The 17,900-nt window shown below is 64.6% G+C and carries 14 protein-coding genes; 5 read left to right on the top strand and 9 right to left on the bottom strand.

All coding sequences use genetic code 11. From position 1 onward, the window contains the following. Window positions 1–72 precede the first annotated feature (72 nt). The 6 genes from I6F33_RS20990 to I6F33_RS20965 all read right to left on the bottom strand — a co-directional run bounded on the left by I6F33_RS20990 (window position 73) and on the right by I6F33_RS20965 (window position 8,047). A complete protein-coding gene (locus I6F33_RS20990) occupies window positions 73–1,761 on the bottom strand; it encodes a thiamine pyrophosphate-requiring protein (RefSeq protein ID WP_225144067.1) in 1,689 nt (562 codons plus the stop codon). Between the two features lie 52 nt (window positions 1,762–1,813). After that, a complete protein-coding gene (locus I6F33_RS20985) occupies window positions 1,814–4,642 on the bottom strand; it encodes a winged helix-turn-helix domain-containing protein (RefSeq protein ID WP_225144032.1) in 2,829 nt (942 codons plus the stop codon). A gap of 222 nt (window positions 4,643–4,864) precedes the next feature. Continuing rightward, window positions 4,865–5,284 (bottom strand): putative quinol monooxygenase, encoded by a 420-nt coding sequence (locus I6F33_RS20980; protein ID WP_036005829.1) that lies wholly within the window; start codon window positions 5,282–5,284, stop codon window positions 4,865–4,867. A gap of 74 nt (window positions 5,285–5,358) precedes the next feature. Further along, entirely contained in the window at window positions 5,359–6,192 is an 834-nt protein-coding gene (locus tag I6F33_RS20975) for a VOC family protein (protein WP_036005827.1), read from the bottom strand. Window positions 6,193–6,222: 30 nt separating this feature from the next. After that, complete coding sequence (locus I6F33_RS20970; RefSeq protein ID WP_225127196.1) at window positions 6,223–7,236, bottom strand: aldo/keto reductase; 1,014 nt, start codon at window positions 7,234–7,236, stop codon at window positions 6,223–6,225. Window positions 7,237–7,291: 55 nt separating this feature from the next. Beyond that, complete coding sequence (locus tag I6F33_RS20965; RefSeq protein ID WP_225127195.1) at window positions 7,292–8,047, bottom strand: alpha/beta hydrolase; 756 nt, start codon at window positions 8,045–8,047, stop codon at window positions 7,292–7,294. A gap of 334 nt (window positions 8,048–8,381) precedes the next feature. Between I6F33_RS20965 and I6F33_RS20960 the strand changes: the two genes are divergently transcribed. The 5 genes from I6F33_RS20960 to I6F33_RS20940 are packed head-to-tail and all read left to right on the top strand — an operon-like array spanning window position 8,382 to window position 13,509. Beyond that, entirely contained in the window at window positions 8,382–9,380 is a 999-nt protein-coding gene (locus I6F33_RS20960; protein ID WP_225144031.1) for an AraC family transcriptional regulator, read from the top strand. An 18-nt stretch (window positions 9,381–9,398) separates the two neighbouring features. Beyond that, on the top strand, window positions 9,399–9,863 hold the full coding sequence (locus I6F33_RS20955) for a (2Fe-2S)-binding protein (protein ID WP_036023261.1): 465 nt from the start codon (window positions 9,399–9,401) through the stop codon (window positions 9,861–9,863). 1 nt (window position 9,864) lies between these two features. Then, complete coding sequence (locus I6F33_RS20950) at window positions 9,865–12,120, top strand: xanthine dehydrogenase family protein molybdopterin-binding subunit (RefSeq protein ID WP_225144030.1); 2,256 nt, start codon at window positions 9,865–9,867, stop codon at window positions 12,118–12,120. An 8-nt stretch (window positions 12,121–12,128) separates the two neighbouring features. Continuing rightward, window positions 12,129–12,761: a hypothetical protein gene (locus I6F33_RS20945; RefSeq protein WP_225144029.1), complete on the top strand. Its 633-nt coding sequence runs from the start codon at window positions 12,129–12,131 to the stop codon at window positions 12,759–12,761. Between the two features lie 58 nt (window positions 12,762–12,819). Beyond that, window positions 12,820–13,509 (top strand): type 1 glutamine amidotransferase domain-containing protein, encoded by a 690-nt coding sequence (locus I6F33_RS20940; protein ID WP_036023266.1) that lies wholly within the window; start codon window positions 12,820–12,822, stop codon window positions 13,507–13,509. Between the two features lie 833 nt (window positions 13,510–14,342). Here the strand turns inward: I6F33_RS20940 and I6F33_RS20930 are convergent. The 3 genes from I6F33_RS20930 to I6F33_RS20920 all read right to left on the bottom strand — a co-directional run bounded on the left by I6F33_RS20930 (window position 14,343) and on the right by I6F33_RS20920 (window position 17,754). Continuing rightward, the gene (locus I6F33_RS20930; protein ID WP_036005813.1) at window positions 14,343–15,938 is read right to left on the bottom strand and encodes an MBL fold metallo-hydrolase; all 1,596 of its coding nucleotides are present in this window, start codon (window positions 15,936–15,938) and stop codon (window positions 14,343–14,345) included. Between the two features lie 3 nt (window positions 15,939–15,941). Further along, a complete protein-coding gene (locus tag I6F33_RS20925; RefSeq protein ID WP_225144027.1) occupies window positions 15,942–17,468 on the bottom strand; it encodes a thymidine phosphorylase family protein in 1,527 nt (508 codons plus the stop codon). A gap of 121 nt (window positions 17,469–17,589) precedes the next feature. Beyond that, window positions 17,590–17,754, bottom strand: a complete 165-nt coding sequence (locus I6F33_RS20920; RefSeq protein WP_036005811.1) for a Flp family type IVb pilin — start codon at window positions 17,752–17,754, stop codon at window positions 17,590–17,592. Between the last annotated feature and the right edge of the window lie 146 nt (window positions 17,755–17,900).

Genomic DNA, 17,900 nt, shown 5'->3' with positions numbered 1-17,900 from the left:
GCACCGGGCCGGATTATCACAACTTCTGCGGCCGGAGCCAGCGGCTCGCAGCCGTGCCCGCACCGGCTCCGCTCACGTGCCGGGCCGCGACACCTCGGTCTCCTTGGCTGTGATGAACTCCAGCAGCACCGGCACGCCTTCCCTCGTCTTCGCGATGCCGCGCTTGATCGCGGGCACGATGTCCTCCGGCCGCGTCACCCGCTCTCCGTAGCCGCCGAAGGCGCGGGCCATCGCGGCGTAGTCGCCGGAAATGTCGGTCGAGCGATATTTTTCGGTCGAGATCGGCATCACCTTCAGCTCGATCGCCATCGAGAAATTGTTGAGCAGGATCGACATGATCGGGATGCGCTCGCGCACCGCGGTCTCGAAATCCATGCCGGTGAAGCCGATCGCAGCATCGCCCCAGACGTTGATGCAGAGCTTGTCGGGCTTTGCCAGCTTGGCGCCCATCGCAAGACCGAGGCCGTAACCAAGCTGCGTGGTTTTGCCCCAGCCGAGATAGGTGAGGGGCTCGACCGATCGCCAGAACGGCGAGAGCTGGTCGCGCGGGCTGCCGGCATCGTGGGTGATGATCGTATTCGCGATGTCCACGGTGTGCTGGAGATCCCACAGCACGCGATAGGGGCTGAGCGGCGCGTCATTGCTGGTCAGCTTCGGCATCCATTTCGCCAGCCATTCCTTGTGCGAGGCTGCGATCTCGGCCGCGGCGGCGGATGCATCGCGATCCGCGGTGACGGTCTTGCCGATCTCCTCCAGCAGCGCGTCGAGCACGAGGCCGGCATCGCCGACCAGGCCGATCTTCGCTTCGACGTCCTTGTTGAGATGATTGGGATCGAGCGTCGAATGAATGATGGTCTTTCCCTTCGGCATCGCGATGCCGAAATTGGTCTCGGTGAAGGAGCAGCCGATGCCGAAAATGACGTCGGCCTCGGCCAGAAATTTCGGCACCGCGCGCGGCACTGCAAGGCCGCCGGAGCCGAGCGACAGCGGATGCGTCTCCGGAAACGATGATTTGCCACCCAAGCTGGTGGTGACGGGGATCGCCAATCGCTCGGCGAGCCGTTTCAGCTGCGGCCAGGCCTGCGCGTAATGCACGCCCTGGCCGGCATAGATCACCGGCCGTTTTGCGTTCACCAGCAGGCTGGCGGCTTCCTTGACGTGAACGGGGTCGGCGCCGTAGCGGGTGCGCAACACCGGCGTATAGTTCAGTGGCTCCGACACCTCCTCGTTCCACATGTCCGAGGGGATCTCGACGATGACGGGCCCGCCGCGGCCGTTCTTCAGCTTGGTGAAGGCGCGGCGGAAGATGTTGACGACTTCGCTCGCGAGGATAATCGGCTCGGACGATTTCGCGAACGGCTTCATCGTCTCGCTGGAATTGAAGTTCGGCTCGATATGCGCCAGCCTGCGCTGATAGCCCATCGGCAGCACCAGCACGGGAACGGATTCGCCGAAGCACTGCGCCACGCCGCCCATCGCATTCTCCGCGCCCGGCCCGTGCTGCATGCAGAAGGCGCCGATGCTGCGCCCCGACGTCACCCGCGAGATGGCGTCCGCCATGTGGATGCCGACGCGCTCCTGCCGCACCATCACGGGGCGGATCTCGGCCTTGGCTGCGTGCTCGATGAGATGGTTGACCGGATAGCCGCAAAGGATCTCGATCCCCTCGCGCCTCATGATTTCCGCAATGGCGGTGCCGAGCTTCATGGCGTCTCTCTCCCTGGCAAGGCCGGTTGATCCGGCTTGTTGGCAAGAGAGGATCAGGAATTTCCGGAAGCGTAAAGCGCGTGCGGCAGGCGCGGCGGTAGGCCAGCTATGCGTCGCGAGCGTGCACCGGCTCCATCCCGTGATGGTCGCTGCAGCCGCTCGCGGTCGGCTGCAGCAGGCGCTGGGCCGCAAGCAGATCCGGTGTCCCGAACCCCTCGGTGAACTCGTGATAGATCGGCGAGAGCAGCCGGACAGCCTTGGATCTGCGGTCGGTGGCGATCCAATGTGCCGCGAGATCGGTCGCGATCCGCAATTGGAACGTCAGCGCGCCTATCCTGCGCGCTTCCGCGAGCGCTTGCTGAAACCGCTTTTCGGCGCGCAGCGGCTCGCCGGTGTGGAGAAGGATCGCGGCGTCAACTCTCTGGAGCTCCGGACGGCACCAGCGCTCGCCTTGGCGTTCCTGATGCTCGATCGCCCGCGTGATGGCTTCTTGCGCCTCCGCGATCCGCCCTTGCTTCAGATAGGCGCGGGCGAGGACCGCGAGATAGCTGCCGATCCGCATCAAGAACCGGCATTCTGTCAGTTCGTCGATCGCGGCTCGAATATCCTCCACCGCGCGTGGATCGCCCCGCAGGTCGCGAAGGCATGCGGAGAAATAGCGCTCGACCGGAACCCAGCGTGAGATGCGCTCGCGTTCAAGGTTGCGACGCAATCGCTCAGTGTAGCTCGCGAGCGCGTCAAGATTGCCGGTTTCGAGCGCAACGGGAAGGGCGGCGAGCCCAAATGCGTTCGACTGTGACACCCAATGGCCGCTGCGGTCCGCGGCATCGATGGCGTCCTTGGCGAGCCTCGCCGCGTAGTCCGCTTGCCCTTGCATCCACGCGACGAAGGGCAGATTGAAGCGGACGGTGATGAACCGATAGACTTCGTTCGCGTCCTTGCGCGAACGCCCTTCGGCCAGCGAGTAGGTCGCTGCAAGACGGTCGAGAACAGGGCGGCTCCTGCTCAATTCGCCGGCAAAAGCGCGAGCCCAGGCCAGCGCGCGATCGGCTTCGGACGTCGCCGTCAGATCGCGATCGCGGTCGGCGAGCTCAGTGGCCTCTTCAAGATAAGATATGGCGCGCTCGACCTGGCCGATCTGCAGCAGGTAGAAGCCGAACCCGACCAGCGCCCGCTGCTGATATTCGATGTTGCCGGCCCGCTTTGCAAAGAGGATGGCATCGAGCCAGGCAATCTCGTTCTCATTCGACATCTTGCGGGCGTAGAAGAGGCTCCACCCAAGGGCGCAGGCGAGTTTTGTCTTCGACAGATCGTCGCACGGGACGGTCTTGGCCAATGCGAGCGCGTCCGCATACCGCGCCTGCGCTTCCGACAGGATCGACGTCTCCGACCACAAGGTGATCGCCGCAACCGTGAGCCTGATCCCGAGTACGGCATCGCCGTGCTCGCCGAACGCCCATGAAAGAGCGGCGCGCAAGTCGGCGATGCGGCCAAGGTAACGCTGGGTCCAATCGGCCGGCTCGCGCCAGTTCCACTCCTCCTCGGACTGCTCGAACAGCGTGAGGACACGTTGCGCATGACGGCGCAGCGCCTGGTCGCAGGCAGGATCGGCCCGGCGCCGCTCGCTCGCATAGCGGCATGTGCTGTCGAGCAGGCGATAGCGCAGGCTCGCGCCATGTGCCTGCGCGCTCAGGAGCGATTTGGCAACGAGACTGCCGAGGCCGGTGACGACGTCGACCGGCGTGAGCCCTGCCGCTTCGGCGACGAAGACCGCGTCCTCGACCTCGAATGCGTCGCTGAACACCGAGAGCAGGCCGAACAGTCTGGCTTCCCGCTGCGACAGCAGTCTGAAGCTCCAGTCGATCGTCGCCATCAGCGTTTCATGACGCGGCGGCGCGCCATCGGCGGCGGGGGCACGAAAACCCAAATTCTGGTCGAGCAACTCCACCAATTGGTGAGGATTGAACCTGCCGATCTGGGCTGCCGCCAATTCGATCGCCAGCGGGAGGCCGTCGAGCGAGTGGCAGATTGCGGCAACGGCCTCGCAATCATCATCGACGAATTGGTAGTCCGCCCATTCGGCGGCGCGGCTGACGAACAATTGCACTGCCGGAAACCTGACGGCTTGATCTGGGGTCAGGGCGTGGCCGGGTTTGGGTGAGACCAGGGAGCCGAGCCGGACGACGTGCTCGGTGGCGGTGCCGAGCGGTTCGCGGCTCGTCGCAAGCAGCTTGGACGGCGATGCCTCCGCCATGAACCTGCCGGCGAAGATCGTTGCGGCTGGCAGGACGTGCTCGCAATTGTCCAGAATGACCAGCATCTGCCGCGGTTTCAGATAGTCGATGGCCGCAGCCAGGCTGTTGTCCGGATTGCCCCGGATGCCCAATGCCGTCACCAGTGCGGCGCCGAACAGCGTCGGGTCGGAGATCGTTGCGAGATCGACGAAGCACACGCTGTCGCGGCACTGTGACGCAAACGCCTGGGCGACGGCCAAGGCAACCGTCGTCTTGCCGATTCCTCCCGCGCCAGCCAGCGTCACGTGCCTGTTGCCGGTCAACAGACCGGTGATATCGTCGATTTCCGCTTCACGACCAACGATGCCGCGCAGCAATGGCGGACTGGACGAGGGGAGCGGTTCGGCGAGCGCAAGATCGTCCTCGACCTCGCCGGTGCTGATCTGCACGTGCGCGATGAACTTGTATCCGCGGCGCGCCACGGTCGCGATGTATACGGGCTCGATCTGGGTATCTCCCAGCGAACGCCGCAAGCTCCACATGTTGACCTTGAGATTGCTGTCGTGGACGAACGTGCCCGGCCACGCGGCCGCCATCAGCTCAGTCTTGCTGACCAGCTCGCCGCAGCGCTGCACCAGCAGCTGCAAAAGCTCGAATGCACGTCCACCCAGCTTGACGGGGCGCCCTTTGAGAAGGAGCAACTGGCGGCTGGGGATCAGTCGAAATGGGCCGAAGCAGTAGGTGAGCTCCCGCCGGCCGGTGCCCCGTTGTCGTGTCTCCGTGGCAGCCCGCATTGATCATTGCCAATCGATCGAATAGATCGACTGGTATTATCATGCACTGCAATATTTTTGAAGGGAACCCTTCCGGGTCGTACGATTTGCCGCAGGACAATTGACACACGCGCGCGCCGGACGGCTCGGCTATTTTTTGGGCTTGCCAAGAACGGCCATGCGCATGACTTCGACGCCGCCGTCGGCAAGTTCCGGAAGCTTGGCGAACCAATCCTTCACATAAGGCATCGCGTTGTGTGCGTCGAAATCGGCCTGGCTGGCGAACACTTCGTAGAAGATGAAGTGGCCCGGCTTGGCGCGGTCTTCCTGAAGGAAATAGATCAGGTTCTTGGGATCGCCGCGGACCAAGTCGATCAGCGGCAAGGTGACGGCACGCAGCATGTCTTCCTTTCCAGGCTTGGCGCGCACCTGGGCCACCACGGAATATGCCCCCTCCGGGATCTCCCCATAGTGCATGCGCGGCGCCTCCTGAGCCATGGCCGGAAGCGTCGCCGGCGCCACGGAGGCGATCAGCAGGGCGGCAAGCGAGTTGCGGACGAGAGTTTGCATGGTGAAGTCCTCGACATGTGATTGGATCGCAGAGTGACCAGCCAGGACACCTGACAGCCGCCCCGCACGAGAATCTAGCGCAGGATCTTCTGTTGCCGTTTTGCCAAGGCCTCGCTGAAGCGCTTCTTGACCGGACCGAGCGCCTTGACGAATTCGAGCTGCTCGCCTTCGGGTCCTTTGCAATAGATCAACTCCCAGCCGTTCGAGGGTTCGGCGGTCACCCGGTTCGTGTTGGTGCTGCGGGGCGCGGCCTTGCGATCCGCTTCCGTCATGACGCGGATGGTGCGGTTCGCCCTCACCTGCGTCATGCCGCGGCGCGCCGATTCCGCTTCGAGATCCGCAATGAACTTGTTGAAGTCGACATCGTCGCGAACATAGAAACAGATGTGCATCATGCGCGGAAAGGCCGGGCTCATGTGCTCCAGCGGTTCGGCGAAACTCTTGGCGCTGCCCATGGGCTGATCAGCCTCGCGATATTGCAGCAGCTCCAGCACCATGTTGTCGAACTGGATGAACCGGACATCGAGCCGCTGTGCCCCGCTTCGCAAGTCGGGCACGCCAATTGTTCGCGGATTGATCCCGCGTGCGTTCGCCTCGATCTCCTGGTCGGCCAGCAGCGTATTCTGCACCCCGTCCCCCTGGAAGTCGCCGTGCCGGAACACCTCGGTGCCGCCAAGCACCTCCGTGTAGAACTGGTACGCCCGCTCCATGTTCTGGACCGTCAGCCCGAAATGCTGGACGCCCTGGAGCCGCGCGCCGAGCGGTGCCTCGTCGCGCTCCGCATCCTGTGTCGCGGCCCGTGCGTCGATTGCCGTGCCGGCTATGATGCCGGTGACGACGGCGGCGCCGGCGGTTTGAAGCAGGGCGCGGCGACCCATCTCGGTGGTGTTGTCGGTTTCATCTGTCATGTTGCTCTCCTTGGTCGTTCGGTGGATTGGTTAATCAGCGGCGGGAAGCGGAGCTGCGGGGCTGACCAGCCCCTCGGAGCGCAGCTCGCGCCAGAACTCCGCCGGGATGGCTTCCTCGAGCGCCGCGCGATCCTCGGCGATGCGGCTTGGGCGGCTCGCACCGGGAATGACGGCGGCAACCACGGGATTGGCGAGCGCGAACTGCAGGCCGGCCGCCTTCATGCTGATCCGATAGCGGTCTGCGATCGCCTTGATCCGCGCCACCTTCTTGAGGATTTCGGGAGGCGCCGGCGCATACTCGAAGTTCGGGCCGCCGACGAGCGCGCCGGAACTGTAGGGGCCGCCGATCACGATCGCGAGCTCGTGCTCGGCGGCCATCGGCATCACCCGCTGCAGCGCCCTTGCATGGTCGAGCAGCGTGTATCGGCCCGCGAGCAGGAAGCCGTCGGGGCGCGGCTCTTCGAGCGCGAGCAGCAGCTCGATCGGCTCGACCCGGTTGACACCTAGTCCCCACGCCTTGACCACGCCTTCGTCGCGCAGCCGGTCGAGCGCCCTGAAGGCGCCCTTGCGGGCGCTTTCGAACACCGAGAGCCACTCGTCGCCGTAGAAATCCTGCGCAACGTCGTGCACGAAAGCGACGTCGATGTGGGAAGTCGCGAGCCGCTTCAGGCTGTCCTCGATCGAGCGCAACGTTCCGTCCCGGGAATAATCGTTCACGATCCGGTTCGGGCGGCCGTACCTGAATACGCCGCCCTTCTCACCGAGGTCGCGGGCATCGACGTCCTCGATCTCGTCCAGGATCAGGCGGCCCACCTTGGTGCTGAGCACGTAGTCGCTCCGCGGCCGGCCGGCGAGTGCGGCGCCGATGCGGATCTCCGCAAGCCCCGCGCCGTAGAACGGCGCGGTGTCGAAATAGCGAATGCCGTCGTCCCAGGCTGCGTTCACCGTCGCGAGCGCTTCCCGCTCCGGGATGTCGCGGAACATGTTGCCGAGCGGCGCCGCGCCGAACCCTAGTCGTCCCGGCAGAATATCCTTGAGGGCCATGTTGCTAGTCCTTGTCTGCGAGGGCCAAGTCCGCCCGTGTGCGGCACAGCCGATCTCAGTCGGTCGCTGACGTGTCTGCGCTTCTGATGAACGCCGCGACCTCGCGCGGATGCGACAGCATGACGGCGTGGCTGCTCTTCATCTCCGTCACCTTCGCGCCGGAACGCTTGGCCATGGTGCGCTGTGCCGTCGGCGGGATCATGTGATCCTCGCTCGTCACCATGTAATAGGTCGGCTTCGTCTTCCACGCCACGCGATCGACCTTGGTCTGCACCGCCTGCAATCCCCAGGGCAGCTGCGCGGCGCCCATGAAGCGGGTCGTAGCCGGGTCGACATCGGCCGCGAAAGAGGTGGGGAATTTTGCGCGGTCGACGAGCAGATAATTGCCCTCGGTGACCAGCGGAGCTTTGTGCTCGCCGGCGGGCACCGGTGCTTCCGCCAGCGTGCTGACGGACTCTCCGGCGTCAGGAGCAAAGGCGGCGAGATAGACCAGGCTGCGAACCTTGGGATTGTCGCCGGCTTCCGTGATGACCATCCCACCATAGGAATGCCCGACCAGAATGACGGGATGCCGCGCCTTGGCGATCACGCGCTCGGTCTCGGCGACATCGTCGCGAAGCGTGATCGTCGGCTGCTGAACGACGAGCACCTCATAGCCCGCCTCCGAGAGGATGCCGTAGGTGTCCTTCCAGCCCGAGCCATCGACGAAGGCGCCGTGCACGAGAACAATCGAAACATTCCTGTCGGCCGCGGCCGCGGGGGCGGCGGTTGCGATCGACAACGCGGCAAGCGCGGAGGTAAGCGGCTTCATGTCAGGCTCCTGTCATCTATACGGCGACATTGCCGTTGGTGCGCCATCTATAGGGCGCGCCCGCTTTGCGGTATTTCCGATTCCTGCGCGATGACGCACGCATCTTGCTGAGGTGCGAGGAGATTGGCCTTGAAAGCCGAACGCGCGCCGCTCCAAGCCTTTGCGCTGCCTGGCTTTTACCTCTTTTAACCGTGCCGCCTCTGGACTTCGCTGGCGCAGCTTGTGAGTAATTCGCGATCGGCGTGGCAGTGACCGGGCTGCAACTCACCACCGGATGGAATGATCGCTCGCGCGATACGGGGCCGGGAATCGCCGCAACGAAGCGGAGGTCGTAATGGCGCTCGTGACGCATGGAGATCACAAGTACAAGAACAGCGAGAAGCTCGCGGCGGTCAATGATTGGCCGGGGCTGAGCATCGAGCATCGCAAGTTCGAGGCGGGCTGTCAGGCAACGCCCGTTCCCATCTGCACCGAGCTCGTCATGCTGCTGTCGGGCGGAGGGATGGTGTCCCGCGCCGGCAACGGCGAAATCCAGAAAAGCCTCGCGCGTCCGGGCATGAGTTATCTCGTGCCTGTGGGCACGCAGGAGAGCCACCTCGAGCTTTCCGACCGGATGGAATGTCTTCATCTCTATCTGCCGCCCGCGCTGCTCGACCACAGTGCACTTGCGGATTTCGACATCGATCCGGCCAAAATCGAGATCGCCTATGCGCACGGTCTGGCGGACCAGGTGCTCTTCCACATCTGTTCGCCGCTTCGCGATCTGCTCCATCGCCCGCGCCAGCCGACCGACGCGCTGTTCGTGGAGGGGATCCAGGTCGCGCTTGCTGCGCATCTTTTGGGCAATTACACCATCGACCGTTGGCGCGCACCCGACAAATCGCCGGCGCTCGACCCAAGGCGCCTCCAGCGCGTGCTGGACTATATCGAGGCGTCTCTCGGCAGCGATGTCAGGCTCGAGGATCTGGCGGCCCAGGCCTGCCTCAGCCCCTATCATTTTTCCCGGCTGTTTCGCGAAGCGACCGGATTGTCACCGCACCGTTACGTCACCGATCGCCGCGTCCACGCCGCGCGACAGGAGCTCGCGCGCGACCACCTGTCGCTGGTCGAGATTGCCCTGGAGTTCGGCTTCGGCTCGCAGGCCAATTTCACGCGCGTATTCCGCAAGGCCGCAAATCTCACCCCGGGGCAGTATCGCGAATTGTGCTGTGGCCAGGCCGAGGTGAAAGCCGATTGGCTCGAAAGCCATTCCGCAGGGATTGCGCATGATCCAGCAGGATTCGGAAATACGGCGCAATGGGCGTCGAGCATTGCTGTTGCAGCGACCAGGTAGGCGAGAGGACATATCGGCATGATCGAGCTCAAGGTGAACGGGATCAAGCGCCAGGTCGACGTCGTGCCCGAGATGCCCCTGTTGTGGGTGCTGCGTGACGAACTGGGCATCACCAGCGCCAAATACGGCTGCGGGGTCGCGCAATGCGGGGCCTGCACCGTTCACATCGACGGCAAGGCGGTGCGGTCCTGCCAGGCCCATATCGGCGAGGTCGCGGGCAAATCGGTCGTCACGCTCGAAGGCCTGCACAACAAGGACCAAAATCCGGTCTTGCAGGCCTGGATCGCGCATCAGGTGCCGCAATGCGGCTACTGCCAGACCGGTCAGATCATGCAGGCCATCTCGCTTCTTGCATCGATCCCAAAACCGACTGACGAGCAGATCAACCAGGTGATGTCCGGCAATCTCTGCCGCTGCGGCACCTATCCGCGCATTCGTGCGGCGATCCATGCGGCCGCCGCAAACAAGATGGCGGAGAAGTGAGATGGGCGACATGCAAACCCTTTCGCGTCGGGCTTTCGTGTTCGGCTCTGCCGCGGTCGCCGGTGGCATCGTTTTCGGTGCCTATGGTCCGGCCGAAGCGGCCGCGCCGAGTGCCGATGGCAATCCGCTGGCCGCCGGCCTCGGCCCGAATTCCGTCACCTTCAATCCATGGGTCGAGATCAGCCCCGACAAGATCACGCTGATCGCGCAACACGCCGACATCGGTCAGGGTGTCGGCTCGGTGCAGCCGATCATGATCGCCGAGGAGATGGACCTCGACCCCGGCCAGTTCGAAGTCCGCTTCGCCGGCCCGAGTCCCGCTTACTTCAACACCGGATTCAAGGAGGAGCTGGCGCCGTTCCTGGCCGCGGACCAGAGCCCTGCGGCCGAAGCAGCACGTGCTGCGGCGCTGGAAAGTCTTCGCAAATCCGGCCTGCAGATGACGGGCGGCTCGAGCACGATCCCGGACACCTATGAGAAGCTGCGCGTGGCAGGGGCAGTTGCGCGCGAGACGTTGAAGGCAGCTGCGGCCAAACGTTCGGGCGTCGCAATCGCCGACATCCGCACGCAATCCGGCCACGTGATCCTGCCCGACGGAAGCAAAATTCCGTACGTCTCACTGGCGGCCGAGGCCGCAAGAATTCCGCCGGTGCTCGATGCGCAGCCGCGCGATCCCTCGACCTGGCGCATGCTGGGCAAGCCGATGACGCGCCTCGACGTGCGCGCCAAAGTTATGGGCGAATTGCAATTCGGCATCGATCAGAAGATGGAGGGCATGCTCTACGCCTCAGTCAAGCTGAACCCCGGCAAGGGCCAGCCGCTGAAATCCTACGACGCCAGCAAGGCGCGCGCGATGCCGGGCGTGAAGAAGATCCTCGAGATCAAGAACGGCGTTGCGGTGATCGCCACCAACAGCTGGTACGCGATGAAAGCCGTCGACGCCATCGCTTGCGAGTGGGCGCCTTCGGCCTATCCCGCCGAGCAGGCCGATCATTGGAAAGTGCTGGAATCATCGTTCAAGCCCGAATTCCTCGGCAAGGAGTGGCGGACGATCGGCGACGTCGGAGCCGGCCTGAAGACGGGCAAGCTCGTCGAAGCCGAATATCGCGCCCCTTACGTGGCGCATCAGCCGCTCGAGCCGCTGAACGGGATCGGTCTCGTCACCGACAAGGGCATGGAAATCTGGGTTGGCCATCAGAGCCCGCAGGCGGTGCAAGCCATCGCGGCGAACGCTATCGGCGTCAAGCCGGAGCAGGTCACCTTCCACAATCAATGGACCGGCGGAAGCTTCGGCCATCGTCTCGAATTCGAGAACGTCCGCGTGCTCGCCGAGATCGCCAATCAGATGCGCGGGACGCCGATCAAGCTCGTCTTCTCGCGCGAGGAGGATTTCCTTCAGGATATTCCGCGGCAGATTGCGATCGCGCGTCACAGGGGAAGCGTCGCCAACGGCAAGATCGTTGCGACCGACCTGCAATTGGCATCGACGGCGCCGTTCAAGGGACTGCTCGAGCGCATGGGTGCACCCTCGAAGGATCCCGATCCTCAATTGGCCGCCGGCACGTGGAACGTCTATTACGACATCCCCAACTTCCGCGCCATCAGCTACGAGGCGCAAGGGCTGTCGCCGTGCACCACCTGGCGCTCCGTGGGAGCGTCCACGGCCGGCTTCTTCACCGAAAGCTTCATTGACGAATTGATCCACGCAGCCGGCCTCGATCCCATGAAGGCGCGCATCGCGATGTGCAATGTGCCGCATTATCGCAAGCTGCTGGAGACGGTCGCGGAGATGTCGACCTGGAAGGGGCCGCTCGGCAACGGCAGGGGCCGCGGCGTCGCCTTCGTCGAGTCGTTCGGGACACCGGTTGCCGAGGTCGTCGAGGTGACGGCGACGGACCGTGGCATCCGGATCGACAAGGTCTGGGTCGCGGTCGACGTCGGCAAGGTGATCGATCCCGTCAATTTCGAGAACCAGGTCCAGGGCGGCGTCGTCTGGGGCCTAGGCCACGCGATCAATTGCGAAATCACCTACTCAAAAGGCGCGGCGCAGCAGACCAATTACAATCACCATGAGGCGATGCGGATCCACCAATGCCCGGTCATCGAAGTTCGCGGGCTCGAGAACGATCCGAAGGTGAGGGGCCTCGGAGAGCCGCCGGTGCCACCCGCCGCGCCTGCGCTTGCCAATGCGATCTTCGCGGCGACCGGAAAGCGCATCCGCGAAATGCCCTTCAACAAGTTCATCGATTTCGTGTGAGACACGCCATGCAGAGATCTCTGATCGCGTTGGTCTTGGCAGCGTCGGCCGTCGCCGCCCTGACCGGGATCGTCGTCGCGAAGGACGAGGCCGCCAAGGACCTGCTGCCGCCCGGTAGCGTCAGCCGCGCCGAGGGGCTGGAGGCGTGGAAGCGGATCGAAGCCGTCGTGACCCATCCACGGTGTGCCAACTGCCATGTCGATGCCAAGGCGATACCGATCTGGACGCCGGCCGGCGAAACCAAGCCTCGCCCGCATGGCATGAACATCCATGGCGGCGAGAGCCGCATCGGAGCGGAAGCGATCCCGTGCTCGACCTGCCACATGACCTCGACCCAGGCGAACGAGCCGGCGCCCTCGCCGCCGCGCGCCGGCATCGATTGGCAGCTCGCCCCGGGGGCTTTCATCTGGTTCGGCAAGAGCGGCGCCGAGATCTGTGCCCAGATGAAAGATCCCAAGCGCAACGGCGGTCGCGACGCCGCTGGTCTCGTCGGGCATTTGCGGCACGATGCCTCGCTGAGCGGCTTCATCCCGCGCGGCTGGGCGCCCGGAGCCGGCCGCTCAACGCCGCCCGGCACCTTCGAGGATCACGTCAAGGACATGGCGATGTGGGGCGCGGCCGGACAGCCCTGTCCGAATTGAGGCGGTCTCCGCACCGCGGCAAGGCGATCCCAGATAGCATTATCGAAAGGAGAAAACCATGACCCAACACGTCCTCTTCATTGTCACCAACGCAGCCGTGATCGGACCGCATAGTCGCAAGACCGGCTTCTTTTTCGCCGAGGTTGCCCATCCTTTCGAGGTGCTCGACAAGGCTGGGATCGCGGTGGAGTTCGCGTCGCCGGCCGGGGGGTGGACGCCTTACGATGCATATGACGAGAAAGATCCTGCTCAGAAGGATTTCCTCGCCAGCAAAGCCTTTCGCCGCCTGAATCACAGCCGTAAATTATCCGAGGTGGATGCCGCCGACTACGACGCCATCCTGATACCCGGCGGTCTTGGTCCCATGGTGGACATCCAGCGCAATGCGGCGGTCCAAAGTGCCGTTGTGCGAGCCTGGAGCACCGGCAAGCTCGTCGCCGCTGTCTGTCACGGGCCGTGCGCGCTGCTTGGCGTCGACCTCGGCGATGGCGTCCCGTTCGTGCGCGGCAAGAAGCTGACATCCTTTTCGAAGAAGGAAGAGTACGACTATGCGCGCGATGACGTACCTTACGAGCTCGAGGATGCGTTGAGGGCAGAGGGTGCCGAGTACTCGTCCGCGGCCAATTGGCAACCTCACGTCGTCGTCGATGGCCGGCTCATCACGGGCCAGAACCCCGCCTCTGCCGGAGCGCTCGGAAAAGAGTTGCTGGCCGCCCTCAAGGATAGGAGCGGCGGCGCGAAAACCTGAAGATTCGCAAGGACGAATTCGAGCGGGATGGGCGCGGCATCTGAAGCTGTGCTTACATCCCTCTTTGCAGCAGGGCTATCGCATTTGGGAGTTTCCCCGGCGGCCATCCTTCGAGACGCCCGCTATGGGCGGGCTCCTCAGGATGAGGGCGGAGTGCGCGGCAGCCATTTCAACGAGCACTGATGCTGACTAGCCTCATCCTGAGGAGGCGCGTCAGCGCCGTCTCGAAGGACGAGGCGTGCGCACAGGCCGCCGCCACAAGTCATATCCGATTGCTCTGCTATTTGCAGCTCTGGCAGATCATCAGCTTTCGCTTCAACGCCTCATCTTCTTGATCGAGACCATCCGGATTGGACCTGGCGTCCCTTGCTGCGCGTGAACGCGCAGGCGGCGTCACGCGGCTCGGCGTGCCAACGTCATCGACGGTGCCGACGCTGAAGCCATCGTAATCGGCGGCTGGATTCGGTTGAGGCCGGCCAATCACGGAAGGCTCTCTGCTGGACGTCGCTGCTGGAGTTCCGTTCGTCGTTACCCGGGCGGGCTTGGTGGCACCCGGGCGTGGCGGCGCTGCATCGGGCCGAGCAAGCGAAACCGGCGGCGGGACCGAAGTCTGGCCTCTGGCGCTGTCGTGCGACCAGGCGACGACAGACATGAGGCCGATCGTCAGGAGCATCACGCGTCTCATCCGCATTCTCTCGGCAGCGCTGGTTGAGCGATTGACAGCATGGCTCGTCGAGCCCGTTCCGCCGGAGAATATCAGCACCCAGAGGGCCGTCAAAGCGCCGTAGCCTGGATGAAGCGAGGCGCAATCCGGATTATTGTTTCCGCCGGCGCTACGCCGTTTCCTGCAGCGCCCGCCGCAGCCTTCGGATGATGACGCCGCGGGCGCGGTCGTCGGCGGCGGCTGCGACGCGATCGTTGATGTCGAGCATCAGCTCGGACATCTCGTTGTGCCAGTCGAGACGCGTCACGGCCTCCGGCGACAGTCGCCGGCGATGATCGGCGTCGAGCACGCGCGGTTCGGGTGCCGCGAGCTCGAAAGTGTCGTCCAGCATCGGCTGGTAGATCCTGGCCGCGGGAATGATGCGCTCGGCGACGCGCTCGGCCAGGCCCGCAACCGCCGCTTCCTCGCCGTGGACCAGGAACAGCCCGCGCGCGATGGGACGACGCGCCGCGATCCAGCTGGCCATGCCGGCTCCGTCGGCATGGCCCGAATATTCGTCGATCATGCGGATGCGGGCAGCGACCTTGATCTCGTCACCCTGGATGCGGACGGCCTTGGCCCCGTTCTGAAGGAAGCGGCCGAGCGTGCCGTTGGCCTGGAAGCCGGCCAGAAGCACGGTCGCGCGCTCGTTCCACAGCCAGCGCTTCAGATGATGGCGGATCCGGCCCGCATCGCACATGCCGCTCGCGGCGATGATGATGTGAAATCCGGACAGACGCATGATCGCCTTGCTCTCGTCCGCGGTCTCGGTGAATTTCAGATGCGGCGAGTTGAGCAGGCGCGTGGCGTCGACCGACGGATCGAGGCTCTCGGAATGGCGGCGGAACACTTCGGTCGCGCGGATCGCGAGCGGTGAATCAAGGAAAATCGGCGCCGTCGGAATCTCGCGGTGCTCCATCAGGTCGACGAGATCGACGATCAGCTCCTGGGTGCGCTCGACCGCGAAGGCGGGCAGCAGCAGCGCGCCGCCGGCCGCCGCGGCATCGCGCACCTCGGCCGCGAGGTGCTTGCGGCGAAGCGCAGGTGTCGTGGCCTCGCGCACGCGGTCGCCATAGGTCGATTCCGAGATGACGTAGTCGAAATCGCTCGGCGCTTCGGGATCGGGCTGGAGCAGCTTGGCCTCCGGCCCGACGTCGCCGGAGACGAGCACGCGCAGCGGCCGCGCCGCGCCTTGCTCGGCGATTTCCAGCTCGATCGAGGCGGAGCCGAGCAAATGGCCGGCGTTCCAGTAGCGTGCGCGGACGCCGGGGATCACGTCGGTCCAGCGTTCGTAGTCGACGGCGCGGAACGATCGCAGCGATGCGATCGCATCGGCCTGCGTGTAGATCGGCTCGACCTCCTTGCGCCCGCGCGAAGCATTGCGCCGGTTGAGCTGCTTGACCTCCGATTCCTGGATGTTGCCGGCATCGGGCAGCATGTAGGAGCAGAGGTCGATCGTGCCGCGCGTCGCTAGGATCGGCCCCTCGAAGCCCGCGCGCACGAGCTTCGGCAACAGACCGCTATGGTCGATGTGAGCGTGCGTGAGCAGCACCGCATCGATGTCGGCGGGGCGAAACGGAAAGGCGCGATAATTGAGCTCCTTCAGCGTCTTCTGGCCCTGGAACAATCCGCAATCGACCAGGAAACAGCCGCTTGCGGTCTGGAACAGATAGCTCGAGCCGGTCACGGTGCGGGTGGCACCGCAGAATCGAACGGTGATGCTCATCTGTCATTCTCCGAGGGGCTTGCCGTTGATCGCATAGCCGTCGTCGGCCGCAGTCGCGCTGGCCGCCAAATCCTGCTCCGACCGGCCGAACGTGTAGACGCGATAGAGTGGCTCGCCCTGCTCGACGCGGTCGCCGATCTTCTTGAACAGGCGGATGCCTGCGCCCTTGTCGAGCGGCGCGCCGGCGGTGCGGGCGAGGCGGTTCAGACGCAGGCAGTCGATTGCGGACACGATGCCGTCATGCCTCGCCTCGACGTCGAAGCTGAGCGGTCCGAGCTCGTTGCTGCATGTCGAGGGGCCCTGTGCGTCGATGATCTTCTGCATTTGCTGCAGTGCCGCGCCGCTATCCAGCAGTTCGCGCGCCCGGGCATAGCCGGCCCCGCCGCGCAGCTTGGGATCGTATTCCAAGAGATGGGCGGCGAGCCGGAGCGACTTCTCGCGCAGATCGCGCGGCGCATCCTTGTCGTTGCCGAGCACCGCCATGACGTCGTTGGCCTCCAGCACCGGCCCGATGCCGTTGCCGATCGGCTGGCTGCCGTCGGTCGTGATCACCTCGACCGTCCGGCCGAAGCGGTCGCCGACGAATTCGAACAGCTTTCGCAGCCGCATGGCCTCGACGCCGCCGGTGACCTTCGCGGTCGGCCCGACCGGAATGTCGATCAGCAGATGGGTCGAGCCTGCCGCGATCTTCTTGGACATGATGGACGCGACCATCTGCTCGCGAGTATCCAGGCTCAGCGGGCGCTCGACCGAGATCAGGACGTCGTCGGCCGGCGACAGGTTCACGTGCCCGCCCCAGATCAGGCAGCCGTTGCAGGAGGAGACGATCGCCTTCATCTCCTCGACGGAGATATTCACCCGCGCCAGCACCTCCATCGTGTCGGCGGTGCCGGCCGGCGAGGTGATCGCGCGCGAGGAGGTCTTCGGGATCGGCAGGCCATGCGCGGCGACGATCGGCACCACCACCATCGAGGTGCGGTTGCCGGGGATGCCGCCGATGCAATGCTTGTCGACGACGACAGGGGTCGGCCAGACCAATTGCGTGCCGGCCTGCGCCATGGCCCCCGTGAGGGCGAGCAGCTCGTCGCTGGTGATGAAGCTCGCCGACCCGATCAGGAAGGCGGCGATCTCCATGTCGGAGTAGCGATAATGGGCAAGGTCGCTGATGATCGCGCCGATCTCGGCCTGGCTCAGAGTTCGTCCGCGGATCTTCGCACGCACCGCTTCCAGGCTCTCCGGAGGCGAGGCGGGCCTGACCGTGACCTCCGATCCGACCGCTTCGGCGAAGCGCCGGAACGCAGGCTCGGAGAGGCCGATCTCGTCGGGAGCCGCGAGCGTATCGTCGTCCGTGATCAGCAGGGTCGCCAGCAGAACCTTGCCGCCCTGACGAAGCTCGACGCGGCTGAAACCGCGGAAGATCTCCGCGCGCAGCGCCTTGGAGCGCCTCGAGACGACGACGACGTTCTCACGGCCGGTGTCGAGGCGGACGCGGCGGATCTTCAGTTGGGAATGCGGAAGGTCTGGACGCATGGACGGGCCGGCAGCAGGGAGTCGGACCTCCATGCTTAGACGTCGCCGTCCCGATGCTGTTGACCCAGATCATGGCCCGCCGCTCCGGCGGGCAGCCGCTGCGCAGGCCGTTGGCCGGCGGTTACTTCATCGCCGTGCTGACCGAGTTGAACTTGTTGTTGAGCAGCGCAGCGCCCGTGCTGTTGACGATGGTCACGATTGCCAGAGCGATCCCTGCGGCGATCAGGCCGTACTCGATTGCGGTTGCGCCATTCTCATCGGCAAGGAAGGACCTAAGCAGACGCATTGCCAACTCCTGTTCATCCGATCCGATGGATGGTCGCGTCGTTATCGGACTTGCAAATCGATCGAATAAATCTTCGAGCGCGCCAAAACACGGCGATCGCACCTTACCTCGTACGACGGCATTCATTAAATTAGGGTTCCGTCGAT

Source organism: Bradyrhizobium sp. BRP20 (genome assembly GCF_020194215.1).
Lineage (GTDB): Bacteria > Pseudomonadota > Alphaproteobacteria > Rhizobiales > Xanthobacteraceae > Bradyrhizobium > Bradyrhizobium yuanmingense.
The sequence above is the reverse complement of the archived record's forward strand: the minus strand, read 5'-3'. Positions and strand labels throughout refer to the sequence as shown.

Bases quoted from the DNA above. Each gene is read 5' to 3' on its own strand.
- I6F33_RS20970 (WP_225127196.1), bottom strand. From the start codon at position 7,236: ATGGCCCTCAAGGATATTCTGCCGGGACGACTAGGGTTCGGCGCGGCG.
- I6F33_RS20920 (WP_036005811.1), bottom strand. From the start codon at position 17,754: ATGCGTCTGCTTAGGTCCTTCCTTGCCGATGAGAATGGCGCAACCGCA.
- I6F33_RS20965 (WP_225127195.1), bottom strand. From the start codon at position 8,047: ATGAAGCCGCTTACCTCCGCGCTTGCCGCGTTGTCGATCGCAACCGCC.
- I6F33_RS20950 (WP_225144030.1), top strand. From the start codon at position 9,865: ATGGGCGACATGCAAACCCTTTCGCGTCGGGCTTTCGTGTTCGGCTCT.
- I6F33_RS20940 (WP_036023266.1), top strand. From the start codon at position 12,820: ATGACCCAACACGTCCTCTTCATTGTCACCAACGCAGCCGTGATCGGA.
- I6F33_RS20930 (WP_036005813.1), bottom strand. From the start codon at position 15,938: ATGAGCATCACCGTTCGATTCTGCGGTGCCACCCGCACCGTGACCGGC.
- I6F33_RS20925 (WP_225144027.1), bottom strand. From the start codon at position 17,468: ATGCGTCCAGACCTTCCGCATTCCCAACTGAAGATCCGCCGCGTCCGC.
- I6F33_RS20955 (WP_036023261.1), top strand. From the start codon at position 9,399: ATGATCGAGCTCAAGGTGAACGGGATCAAGCGCCAGGTCGACGTCGTG.
- I6F33_RS20980 (WP_036005829.1), bottom strand. From the start codon at position 5,284: ATGCAAACTCTCGTCCGCAACTCGCTTGCCGCCCTGCTGATCGCCTCC.
- I6F33_RS20975 (WP_036005827.1), bottom strand. From the start codon at position 6,192: ATGACAGATGAAACCGACAACACCACCGAGATGGGTCGCCGCGCCCTG.
- I6F33_RS20960 (WP_225144031.1), top strand. From the start codon at position 8,382: ATGGCGCTCGTGACGCATGGAGATCACAAGTACAAGAACAGCGAGAAG.
- I6F33_RS20945 (WP_225144029.1), top strand. From the start codon at position 12,129: ATGCAGAGATCTCTGATCGCGTTGGTCTTGGCAGCGTCGGCCGTCGCC.